This is a genomic window from Paenibacillus sp. FSL H7-0942, assembly GCF_045040715.1.
Taxonomy (GTDB): domain Bacteria; phylum Bacillota; class Bacilli; order Paenibacillales; family Paenibacillaceae; genus Paenibacillus; species Paenibacillus amylolyticus.
In genome coordinates this window covers 5499742-5512207 of sequence record NZ_CP150279.1, presented here as the reverse complement: position 1 = coordinate 5512207, position 12466 = coordinate 5499742, and the positions used below count along the sequence as shown (strand labels likewise).

Sequence of the window (12466 nt, the reverse complement as noted above, 5' to 3'; positions counted from 1 at the left end):
ACCATTTCAGAGCTACACAGCAAAGGAGAGCTATCCCTATGAAGTCTACCACAAAATTCATTGGTTTAGATGTATCCAAAGAAAAAATTTCTGTCGCTATTGCTGACGAGGGTAAAGACAAGCCGCGGTATTACGGTACCATTGCTCATGCGCCTGCTGCCTTACGCAAACTCATCAAAGAGTTGGGTCCGGCAAGCTCCCTCTCGTTTTGTTATGAGGCCGGTCCTACAGGATACGAAACCTACCGCTGGATCGAATCCATGGGGGCCCATTGTGTCGTCATTGCTCCTTCACTCATCCCCAAACGCTCCGGCGATCACGTGAAAACCGATCGACGGGATGCCGAGCAACTGGCACGTCTGTTCCGTGCAGGCGAGCTTACGCCGATTTACGTTCCAGCACGTGAAGATGAGGCGCTTCGTGAATTGGTTCGGGCACGCGAATCGGCAAAAGAAGATGCTCACCGGGCTCGTCAACGCGTGCTCAAATTTTTATTGCGTCACCAGATCCATCCGCCTGAACAAATCAAACGTCGCTGGACGAAAAAATATCGCGTATGGCTTGGACAACTGACCTTCCCGAATGCGCCTATGCAGATTGCGTTTACGGAGTACCTTCATGCCATGGACGAGATCGAGCAACGCATCGGTCGACTGGAAAAAGCCTTGATTGAAGAGGCAGCGACCAGTTCCAAAGCCGATTTGATTCAGATTTTACAGTCTCTGCGTGGCATTGGATTTCTCACGGCCGTCACGCTTGCTGCGGAGATCGGTTCCTTTGCCCGGTTCCGTTCTCCTGCTCAGCTCATGGCTTACTTAGGCCTAGTTCCGCGTGAGCATTCGTCTGGAGTCCGTACCCAACGAGGCTCGCTCACCAAAGCGGGAAATGGACGATTGCGTCGCACCTTGATTGAATCGGCATGGAGTTACCGCCATCAGCCTGCGATTAAAGGGGATTTGGCCCGCCGTTTGGAAGGTCTGCCTGCGGACATACAGCTCATTTCCTGGAAAGCCCAGGAACGGCTGCACCGAAAATTCCGTCGTTTAGTTTATGGATTAAACAAACACAAAAATGTCGCGGTCACCGCGGTGGCCAGGGAACTGACCGGGTTCATTTGGGCGATCGCCCGAACGTTGGAGCTACCGAACGCTCAGTAATCTGTTATTCATCTTGAAGAGACGGATGGTTTAAACGGAAAAAGGGGAAAACCCCGGAGCCCTAAGCCCGGGAGTTCATGGAAGGTTCAGGAGAGAATGTGCGAGGTTCGTTTGCACTAGGCTTTTAATGGGCTGAACGTGCGTGGCTAGCTTGTAACAGCTCTCCTTGACGAAGGCATACCATGTGGTAACCAACCCACGGATAGCAGCGTGCCAACCGTCGCTCGCATATGGACTCCCGCGCTTAGGGCTTCGGCGAAAAGCAGCATTTTGTGATGGGCTTGACAAAAACGTTCATAGCAGCTAACCTCAGCAACGTTAATCAGGCTATGAAGTGCAGATAAGTGAGTTAACACCCCGGAATGGCGAAATAAGCTCTCTCAGATTCGTTAGAATTCCACAATGCTGAATTTGGAGCAAATAAAGTGTCCTATGTTCGTTAGAATATCGATACTTCAACGTGTTGCTAGAGTGATCAAATGTGGGCGCTCCAATACAGCGACATAGAGCATGTAACGAAGCGAATGCTCCGACGAACTGTTGGGGTTCTCATCCCTAGAACGCAAAAAAACTTCCCGAAGGAAGTTTCTTTTTAATACGTCCCAGGAGGGGTACTCTCCTTGCAGTCGAGACTGCGAAGTGGTGCTAACGAAGCGAATGCTCCGACGAACTGTTGGGGTTCTCATCCCCAGAACGCAAAAAAAGCTTCCCGAAGGAAGCTTCTTTTAATACGTCCCAGGAGGGATTCGAACCCCCGACCGACGCCTTAGAAGGGCGTTGCTCTATCCAGCTGAGCTACTGAGACATGAATTTTTTCAAGCAAAATTGATTTTATCATATGCATACAGGAATATCAAGCATTTTATTTTAAACTATTTTTCGTATATGATATTTGGCGGCAGTAACGTTTTTTTCATTATATTTAAGGTTATGTTAGAATATCAGGAGAACTCAGAAAATAGATCATCAATCGTTTTAATATATACATCTATTTATGTTGATTCCGACTGGAGATTCAGGATATAGAGGAGGTGCTCCCATTAAGGAATCCACGACCCCGGAAACCGAGCATAACAACAATATTGTGCTGTTTCCTAAGACGCTGGACTATTACCAGATTCAATTGACAGTTATGCTTGAAAATGAACGGTATGGTGAAGCGATGAAATTGCTTCACTTTTTGCTGCAATGTCAGGGCCAGGAAGAGCGCCACTATGATGAATGGCGGGCTCTGCTCGAATGGCTTCAGGCTGCGTTTCCTCAATATGAAGAAACCTCGCCTGCCATTCTTGAAGAACGAGAAGAGGAAGAAGAGATTAGTGAGGAAGACATGGCACGGCAGCATGCCCGAATGAAGCTTGAACAGGATGATGGTTATGCAGATAAGATGCTTCGCACAGTAATGGAGGAGCCGCTGTCTGAACAGACGATGCTGGCTTTGGAGCAGCTGGCCTATCTTGACCTACCGAAGATTGACGAGGCACTTACGAGTTGGTTAAAAGATAAGTCGCTTCACCCTCTGCTTCAATTTCGGGTGTTGCAAACCTTGCGTCGACGAGGTGTTCAAGGTATGATCCTGTTTACGAGAGGCGAAGAGCAGGTTGAAGTCGAGATCGACACCGTGCCTCTTAGACCAGAGGAATTCCCGCTCCAAATCGTTCAGATTCTGGAACGAGTGGCAGATCAGACGGAGGTTCATGAACCTACGCTCTTTTATTTTGCCCAGGAACTGTGGATACAATATGTCATGGCGGTGTATGGAACCCGTGATTATGTATCGATGCTGGAAGAAAATGATTCCATGACAGATATATGGGCAGCAGCTCTACATATGACCGTTGCAGACAGTCTGGGTGGTTCGCATGATGAGGAAAATACCCGCTCAATGTATGCTGTGACAGGCGCGATGCGCTTTCGACTGGAACAGGCTTATCGTTCTATGAAACAGTTTGTATCTGCCGGTTTGGATGGTTAATCGAGGCCGGAAACGTTTTCCTTAAACTGTATCAAGGGATTCCCCTTGAAAAAGAATCTAATCTTGTTTATACTAAAATGGTTATTTTGTACGTGATTGCCTACGTGAACATGTGAATTTTGGAGGGGAAAGTATACAATGAAAGCAACTTGGGAAAAGATAGAGAAGAACCTTGGGGTTCTTGAGGTTGAAGTGGATGCAGATCGTGTAACTGCAGCACTCGACAAAGCTTTTAATAAAGTGGTTAAACAAGCAAACGTACCTGGATTCCGTAAAGGTAAAGTACCACGTTCCATTTTCGAAGCACGTTTTGGTGTAGAGAGCCTTTATCAAGAAGCAATCGACATTTTGCTTCCTGAAGCTTATACAGAAGCAATCGACCAAACGGATATCTTCCCGGTTGATCGTCCTGACGTAGATGTTGAACAATTCGCTAAAGGACAAACATTCAAGTTCAAAGCAAAAGTAACTGTGAAACCTGAAGTTACTCTTGGTGAGTACAAAGGAATCGAAGTTGCTGTAGCAAAAGGTGAAGTAACTGACGCAGAAGTGACTGAAGAACTTGAGCGTCTTCAACAACGTCACGCTGAACTCGTTGTAATTGACGAAGGTTCCGCTGCTAACGGCGACGTTGCAGTAATCGACTTCGACGGTTCCGTTGATGGTGTACCTTTCGAAGGTGGACAAGCTGAGCGTTATTCCCTGGAACTGGGTTCCAACACATTCATTCCTGGATTTGAAGAACAAGTTGTGGGTCTGTCCACAGGCGACTTCAAAGACGTAGAAGTGACTTTCCCGGAGAGCTACCATGCAGCAGAACTTGCTGGCAAACAAGCGGTATTCAAAGTGAAAATTCACGAAATCAAACGCAAACAACTTCCTGCATTGGATGATGAGTTTGCTAAAGATGTTAGCGAATTCGACACACTTGAAGAGTACAAAGCTGATCTGAAAACACAATTGGAATCCCGTAAAGCTGACGAAGCCAAAGCTGCTCAAGAAAATGCAGTTGTAGAAAAAGTGGCTGAGAACGCTGAAGTGGACATTCCTTCTGCAATGGTAGAGAGCGAAGTACAAAACATGATGCGTGATTTCGACAACCGTCTGCGTAACCAAGGTATGAACCTTGAAATGTTCCTGAGCTTCTCTGGCCAGACTCAAGCTGACCTGAGAGGGCAAATGCAAGAAGATGCTTCCAAACGTGTTCGCAACAACCTGGTGCTTGAAGCTGTAGGTAAAGCGGAAAACATTGAAGTATCTGACGAAGAAGTGAATCAAGAACTCGAGAAAATGGCTGAATCTTACAAGCGTCCTGCTGATGAGATCCGTGGCATCCTCGAAGGTAATGGTTCCTTGGACAGCCTTCGCGATGAAGTTAAACTGCGTAAAACGATTGACGTTCTCCTTGAGAACAGCACAGTTGTTGAACCGGTTGAAGCTCCAGCTGAAGAAGTTGTTGCAGAAGCTGACGAAAAATAAGACAAGCTGTTATCAACTTGTCAGTTGAATAAACGATAAGGCACGTGAATTATTGCGTGCCTTATTTTTAAATTATGACATCCATTTTATAGAAAATGAAGTAATTATATGGATGAACACTAATTTTATTGATCCGCGTACACTTTTTACATAGCTATGTACTTCATGCAAATAAAAAACGGCAAGACGGCATAGGATGGCTTCAATTTGCACATACATAGAAAACATGGTTAAATATGATCAGGCTAAAAAAGTAAACAAATTGATGTCTCACCCCTCTTGTGAAAAATGACATTGTCACAGGAAAGTGTTAGAATGAATTTGGGTTTGCTTTACAGGTGGCCTATGTCTAATTACATGTAGAAAAGAGGTTGGTCTCATGAGTCTGGTGCCAATGGTTATAGAACAAACCAATCGAGGCGAGCGGTCTTACGATATATATTCACGTTTGCTGAAAGATCGCATTATCTTTCTAACCAGTGCGATTGATGACGATGTAGCCAATCTTGTCATAGCACAGCTTTTGTTTTTGGCAGCCGACGATCCTGAGAAGGATATCAGCTTGTACATTAACTCACCTGGTGGTTCTGTCACCGCAGGGATGGGTATATACGATACGATGCAATTTATCAAGCCGGATGTATCTACCATTTGCGTAGGGATGGCAGCAAGCATGGGCTCGTTATTGCTGACAGCCGGTGCACCTGGCAAGAGATATGCGCTGACAAACAGCGAAGTAATGATTCATCAGCCGCTTGGCGGCATTCAAGGACAGGCTGCGGATATTAAGATACACGCAGAATGGATTATTAAAACACGTCAGAAACTGAATCAAATATACGTCGATCGTACGGGTCAGCCTCTTGAGAAAATTGAGCGGGATACCGACCGTGACTTCTTCATGAGCGCTGAAGAAGCTAAGACGTACGGCATTATTGACCAGGTGCTCAGTAGACCGATCAATTCCTAAAGGGGTGGTTTCATGTTTAAATTTAACGATGAGAAAGGGCAATTGAAATGCTCTTTTTGCGGTAAATCTCAGGAGCAGGTACGCAAGTTGGTCGCTGGACCAGGCGTGTACATCTGTGATGAATGTATCGAACTTTGCACCGAAATCGTTGAGGAAGAACTTGGTCATGATGAAGAAGTAGACCTGAAAGATATTCCGAAACCAAAAGAAATTCGTAATATTCTGGATCAATATGTTATTGGGCAGGAACAAGCGAAAAAATCATTGTCTGTTGCGGTGTATAATCACTACAAACGGATCAACACACAAAGCAAAATTGAAGACGTTGAATTGTCAAAGAGTAACATTTTGCTGTTAGGACCAACAGGTTCTGGTAAAACGTTGCTTGCGCAAACGATGGCAAAAATTTTGAATGTTCCTTTTGCTATTGCGGATGCTACGTCATTAACAGAAGCGGGTTATGTGGGTGAGGATGTAGAGAACATCCTGCTCAAACTGATTCAAGCTGCTGATTATGATGTGGAAAAAGCAGAGCGTGGCATTATTTATATCGATGAGATTGATAAAGTAGCGCGTAAATCCGAAAACCCATCCATTACTCGTGATGTATCGGGCGAAGGTGTGCAACAGGCTCTCTTGAAAATTCTTGAAGGAACTGTGGCTTCTGTACCACCACAAGGTGGTCGCAAACACCCTCATCAAGAATTCATTCAGATCGATACAACAAACATCCTGTTCATTTGCGGCGGTGCCTTTGATGGTCTGGAGCAAATGATCAAACGCCGGATCGGTAAAAAAGTCATTGGCTTTAATACCGTTTCTGAGCAAAAAGATCTGAAACCAGGTGAATACCTGGGTATGGTATTGCCGGAAGATTTGCTGAAATTTGGTCTGATTCCGGAATTTGTAGGCCGTCTGCCAGTCATCTCCACTTTGGAGCCACTGGATGAAGATACGCTGGTACGGATTCTTTCCGAACCAAAAAACGCGCTTACCAAACAGTACCAAAAACTGCTTGAGCTGGACAATGTGAATCTGGTATTTGAACCAGCTGCATTGCTCGCGATTGCAAAAGAAGCAATTAAACGTAACACAGGTGCACGTGGATTGCGTGCCATCATTGAAGGTATCATGCTGGAAATCATGTATGAAGTGCCTTCACGTGAAGATGTTACGAACTGTGTCATTACCGAAGAAGTTGTTGAGAAAAGAGTCGTGCCTGAACTAAGCCAATCGAAGGACGATAAGCAGGAAGAGAGCGCCTAATAAAGGCCTGAATCCCGTTGAACTCTGAAATATAGACTTGTCAGTTCTCCACTTTGGCAGAAGGCGAATTCATGTCTCTGTCAGGGTGGAGCTTTGACGTTGTGGGGAGAGAAATCACTCATGTATTTAAGACAGGATACACGTCCCGTGAAAGTGGGAAACGTAACGATCGGTGGCAGTAACGAAGTCATTATCCAAAGTATGTGTACAACCAAAACGGCAGACGTTGAAGCAACGGTTGCAGAGATTCTGCGACTGGAAGAAGCGGGTTGTCAAGTGGTACGTGTAACGGTGAATAATGAGGAAGCTGCCGCAGCCATCAAGGAAATCAAAAAACGCATTAATATACCGCTCGTAGCGGATATTCATTTCAACTATAAGCTGGCTTTACTTGCGATTGAGAACGGCATTGATAAAGTTCGGATTAATCCAGGTAACATCGGTAAACGTGCCAAAGTGGAAGAAGTGGTTAAGGCTTGTAAAGACCGCGGCATTCCGATTCGGATTGGAGTAAATGCGGGGTCTTTGGAAAACCATCTCCTTGAGAAGTATGGGTATCCTACGGCAGATGCTATGGTAGAAAGTGCATTGTATCACATTGGTATTTTGGAAGAGCTTGATTTCCATGATATCATCGTGTCTCTCAAAGCATCGGATGTGCCGATGGCGATTGAGGCGTATACCAAAGCAGCTCAAATCATTCCGTATCCGTTGCATCTCGGGATTACCGAAGCAGGTACACTGTTCTCCGGTACGATCAAAAGCTCCGCAGGTATGGGAGCTCTATTGTCCATGGGTATTGGTTCAACGATGCGCATCTCACTGAGTGCGGACCCGGTAGAAGAAATCAAGGTTGCTCGTGATCTGCTCAAAACATTTGGACTCATTACAAATGCAGCCACATTGATCTCCTGCCCAACGTGTGGACGTTTGGATATCGACCTGTTCTCCATTGCCAACGAAGTGGAAGAGTATATCTCCAAACTGAAGGTGCCGATTAAAGTATCGGTGTTGGGTTGTGCGGTTAATGGTCCAGGTGAGGCCAAAGAAGCGGATATCGGCATAGCCGGTGCTCGTGGAGAAGGTCTCTTGTTCCGTCATGGTAAGATGATTCGTAAAGTGCCTGAAGAAATCATGGTTGAGGAATTAAAAAAAGAGATCGACAAAATCGTCGAAGCCTATGAAGAGACAGGTGTTATTCCTGGTCGTTCGCACTGATTGATTCATATCTTGTTACAGCAAAAGCTCGCCAGCGATGGCGGGCTTTTTATTTTCTCGCATACAAATTCCGCATCGCCCGTTTACGTCGCGTTGAAAAGGCTATACTACCAAGTATTAGCATGATCTCATATGAGAATAGCGACAAAATAGGAGGATGTGAAGACATGGAATTTGGTATGGTCATCATGTTGATTCAGTTATTTTTTGGAGTGGTGATTGGTTTGTATTTCTGGAACCTGCTGCGTGGCCAGAAAACAAACCGCAGTGCCGTTGAGCGTGAATCTCGCAAGGAACTGGAGAAGCTGCGCAAGCTGCGTTCGATCTCACTCACCAAGCCGTTGTCGGAGAAGACGCGTCCAGCTACCATTAACGATATTGTTGGGCAAAAAGACGGGCTGCGTGCCCTTAAAGCTGCTTTGTGCAGTGCTAATCCGCAACATGTTATCATTTATGGCCCTCCCGGAGTCGGGAAGACAGCTGCCGCAAGGGTCGTTTTGGAAGAGGCTAAGAAGAATCCAACATCGCCTTTCAAGCCAGACGCGAAATTCACGGAGCTGGATGCAACAACAGCCCGTTTTGATGAGCGTGGTATTGCGGACCCCTTAATTGGTTCGGTCCACGATCCGATATATCAGGGAGCAGGAGCCATGGGCGTTGCAGGTATTCCCCAACCGAAACCGGGCGCTGTCACGAAAGCGCATGGGGGAATGCTTTTTATTGATGAGATTGGTGAATTACATTCGATTCAGATGAATAAGCTGTTGAAAGTGTTGGAGGATCGCAAGGTGTTTTTGGAGAGTGCGTACTATAACTCGGAAGACACGCATACTCCTGCTTATATCCACGATATTTTTCAAAATGGCCTGCCGGCCGATTTCCGCCTTGTTGGAGCAACGACACGTTCGCCTCATGAACTGCCACCAGCTCTGCGTTCCCGCTGTATGGAAGTTTATTTCCGTCCTCTGTTGCCTGAGGAGATTGGGCGAATTGCAGAGGATGCTGTTCAGAAAATAGGGTTCAGTCCATGTCCGGATGCCGTTGATGTGGTCAAGCGATATGCAACCAATGGACGTGAAGCGGTCAATATCATCCAGCTGGCTGCTGGACTTGCGCTGACAGAGAAGCGTGAGACGCTTCAGGCGTCCGATGTGGAGTGGGTGGCGGGTAGCAGTCAGATTCAGCCACGGCCTGATCGGAAGGTCCCTACACAGCCGCAGGTGGGTTTTGTTAACGGCTTGGCGGTATACGGACCGAATATGGGAACCATTTTGGAGATCGAAGTGTCTGCTGTTCCGGCTCTTAAAGATCAAGGCCGAATCAACATTACAGGCGTTGTGGATGAAGAAGAGATTGGAGGCGGTTCGCGTACACTCCGGCGAAAAAGTATGGCCAAAGGCTCGGTTGAAAATGTGTTAACCGTATTAAAAGCCATGGGTATTCGTCCGAATGATTACGATTTACACGTGAATTTCCCAGGTGGGACGCCTATTGATGGTCCATCCGCCGGGATCGCCATGGCGACTGCCATTACATCAGCCATTCAGAGGCGTCCTGTGGATCATGAGACAGCGATGACTGGCGAGATCAGTATTCATGGTCGGGTTAAACCTATCGGTGGCGTGCTGGCCAAGGTCGAGGCTGCATTTCAGGCAGGAGCGAAGACCGTTATTATTCCCGCGGAGAACTGGCAGTCCATTTTTGAGAATCTGGATGGCTTGCGCGTTATCCCGGTAGATACGGTACAGGACGTATTCCGTGAAGTGTTCGCCTGGGTTCCGGAATCACAACAAATGGAACAAACGAAGCTTGCAGAGGAGACAGTTGCACCTGCACCGGAGATTTTTCCACCGGCATCCGCTTCCTATTTGCGTGCGGACGTGCCTCGTCCAGGACAGGTTACAGATTCGGGAAGCTGCTAAGCGCTTCCCTTCATTGGTTTTTTATGTGAACATTTGATAGAATAATGAATGACTACAACCTGAGAGCCATTGGAGGTGCGAAAGCGATGGGACCGAGCAAAGCGAAAGGTCGTCGTTTTCCTTTACTGCCTTTAAGAGGACTTCTCGTCTACCCGAGTATGGTACTGCATCTCGATGTGGGCCGGGAGAAATCGGTCAAGGCTTTAGAAAAAGCGATGGTAGAAGAACATCTGATTCTCCTATGTTCCCAAGCCGAAGTAAATATTGAAGAACCAACACAAGAGGACATTTTCAGAATCGGAACCGTGGCCAAGGTCAGACAGATGCTGAAGCTTCCGAACGGTACGATTCGTGTACTCGTTGAAGGCTTGGAACGGGCTGAAATTATTGAATATACGGACAACGAGGAATATTATGAAGTACTGGCTAAAGAGCTGCCTGAAGAGGAGAATACCCATCCGGAGACGGATGCCTTGATGCGTACCGTTCTGAACCAGTTCGAGAATTATATTAATCTGTCCAAAAAAGTGACACCAGAGACACTCGCAGCGGTGTCTGACATCGAAGAACCAGGGCGTCTGGCCGATGTCATCACGAGTCACCTGTCCTTGAAGATCAAGGATAAACAGGAAATTCTGGAGACCATCGACGTTCGGGAACGTCTGGAGAAATTGCTGGATATCCTGAACAATGAGCGCGAAGTGCTGGAGCTTGAACGCAAGATCAGCCAACGTGTGAAGAAACAGATGGAGAAAACGCAGAAGGAATATTATTTGCGCGAGCAGATGAAAGCGATCCAGAAAGAACTGGGTGAAAAAGAAGGCCGTGCGGGTGAGGTCGAGGAACTTCGCACTCAGATGGAAGAACTCGGCTTGCCGGACAAGGTGAAAGAAAAGGTCGAGAAAGAAATTGATCGACTGGAGAAAATGCCTGCAAGTTCAGCCGAGGGCGGAGTCATTCGCAACTACGTGGATTGGCTGCTTGGCCTTCCTTGGAGTCAGATGACAGCGGATGATCTGGATATCCAAAAAGCGGAAGATGTGCTCAATGCAGATCATTACGGACTGGAAAAGCCGAAAGAACGTGTGCTTGAATATCTGGCTGTCCAGAAGCTCGTCAAGAAGCTCAAAGGGCCAATTCTCTGTCTGGTCGGACCTCCAGGGGTCGGTAAAACATCACTTGCTCGTTCGATTGCTAGATCGCTGGGTCGGGAATTTGTAAGAATATCTCTTGGCGGCGTGCGGGATGAAGCCGAGATTCGTGGTCATCGGCGCACCTATGTAGGGGCTATGCCTGGGCGTATCATCCAGGGGATGAAAACGGCAGGGTCACTTAATCCGGTATTCCTGCTGGACGAGATTGATAAGATGGCTTCAGACTTCCGCGGAGATCCTTCCGCAGCGTTACTTGAGGTACTTGATCCGGAACAAAATAATACGTTTAGTGATCATTTTGTAGAATTGCCGTTTGACTTATCCAACGTTATGTTTATAACAACTGCCAACACGGTACACAATATTCCGCGTCCATTGCTGGATCGGATGGAAATGCTCAACATCCCTGGTTATACGGAACTGGAGAAGCAACAAATTGCGAAAAACTATTTGTTGCCCAAACAGAAGCAGGACCATGGTTTGGAAGAAGAGCAATTGGAAATCCCGGATGACGCGTTGTTGCGTGTAATTCGTGAATATACACGGGAGTCAGGTGTGCGTAATCTGGAACAGCAGATGGCTTCGTTGTGCCGGAAAGCTGCCAAGAACATCGTATCGGGTGTGGAAGGTCAGATTAACATCTCATCCGATGAGATCAAAGACTACCTTGGACCTGGCAAGTTCCGTTATGGTATGGCCGAACTGGAAGATCAGATTGGTACCGTAACGGGTCTGGCGTGGACTGAAGTGGGTGGAGATACCCTTATCATTGAAGTGACTGTTGTGCCTGGAACAGGTAAATTGACTCTCACAGGTAAACTGGGGGATGTCATGAAGGAATCGGCACAAGCCGCATTCAGTTACACCCGTTCCAAAGCTACACAGCTAGGAATTTCGCCTGACTTCCATGAGAAAAACGATATCCATATCCACGTTCCGGAAGGAGCGATTCCGAAGGATGGTCCATCTGCCGGGATTACGATGGCAACAGCGTTAATCTCAGCCTTGACGAACAAACATGTGTCCAAGGATATCGCGATGACTGGTGAAATAACACTGCGTGGACGTGTGTTGCCGATTGGTGGTCTGAAAGAGAAATCACTGGCAGCCCATCGTGCCGGCTATAAAAAAATATTATTGCCTAAGGATAACGAACGGGACCTGCGTGACATTCCAGACAGCATCAAGGAAGATGTGGAGTTTGTCCCTGTAGCCCATATGGATCAGGTATTGCAGCATGCACTTGTTGAGCAGACAGGAATTCACCTGTAATCCACGTATCCGAAAGGTTCGTATGAAGATTAGACCGTTCTGCGGAGGCTTCG

The 12466-nt window shown here is 46.9% G+C and carries 8 protein-coding genes and 1 tRNA gene; 8 read left to right on the top strand and 1 reads right to left on the bottom strand.

Annotation, left to right across the window (positions count from 1 at the left end):
* The first annotated feature begins 38 nt into the window (after positions 1-38).
* Entirely contained in the window at positions 39-1157 is a 1119-nt protein-coding gene (locus MHI48_RS24295; RefSeq protein ID WP_076327767.1) for an IS110 family transposase, read from the top strand.
* A 731-nt stretch (positions 1158-1888) separates the two neighbouring features.
* Here MHI48_RS24295 and MHI48_RS24290 read toward each other — a convergent pair.
* Positions 1889-1962: transfer RNA gene (locus MHI48_RS24290), tRNA-Arg, on the bottom strand.
* A 189-nt stretch (positions 1963-2151) separates the two neighbouring features.
* On the opposite strand from MHI48_RS24290, the gene MHI48_RS24285 reads away from it, so the two are divergent.
* The 7 genes from MHI48_RS24285 to lon all read left to right on the top strand — a co-directional run bounded on the left by MHI48_RS24285 (position 2152) and on the right by lon (position 12413).
* Positions 2152-3132, top strand: coding sequence for a hypothetical protein (locus MHI48_RS24285; RefSeq protein ID WP_405142036.1), 981 nt, complete (start codon positions 2152-2154; stop codon positions 3130-3132).
* A gap of 138 nt (positions 3133-3270) precedes the next feature.
* A complete protein-coding gene (tig, locus tag MHI48_RS24280; RefSeq protein WP_076329940.1) occupies positions 3271-4611 on the top strand; it encodes a trigger factor in 1341 nt (446 codons plus the stop codon).
* A gap of 379 nt (positions 4612-4990) precedes the next feature.
* Positions 4991-5581 carry an ATP-dependent Clp endopeptidase proteolytic subunit ClpP gene (gene clpP, locus MHI48_RS24275; protein ID WP_036605886.1) on the top strand — a complete coding sequence of 197 codons (591 nt, stop codon included), beginning with the start codon at positions 4991-4993 and terminating at the stop codon, positions 5579-5581.
* A gap of 12 nt (positions 5582-5593) precedes the next feature.
* Positions 5594-6847 (top strand): ATP-dependent protease ATP-binding subunit ClpX, encoded by a 1254-nt coding sequence (gene clpX / locus MHI48_RS24270; RefSeq protein ID WP_036605887.1) that lies wholly within the window; start codon positions 5594-5596, stop codon positions 6845-6847.
* 120 nt (positions 6848-6967) lie between these two features.
* Entirely contained in the window at positions 6968-8065 is a 1098-nt protein-coding gene (ispG, locus tag MHI48_RS24265) for a flavodoxin-dependent (E)-4-hydroxy-3-methylbut-2-enyl-diphosphate synthase (protein ID WP_017692591.1), read from the top strand.
* A gap of 167 nt (positions 8066-8232) precedes the next feature.
* Positions 8233-9987, top strand: a complete 1755-nt coding sequence (gene lonB / locus MHI48_RS24260; RefSeq protein WP_036605888.1) for an ATP-dependent protease LonB — start codon at positions 8233-8235, stop codon at positions 9985-9987.
* Between the two features lie 86 nt (positions 9988-10073).
* Positions 10074-12413, top strand: a complete 2340-nt coding sequence (lon, locus tag MHI48_RS24255) for an endopeptidase La (protein WP_036605889.1) — start codon at positions 10074-10076, stop codon at positions 12411-12413.
* The last annotated feature ends 53 nt before the right edge of the window (positions 12414-12466 follow it).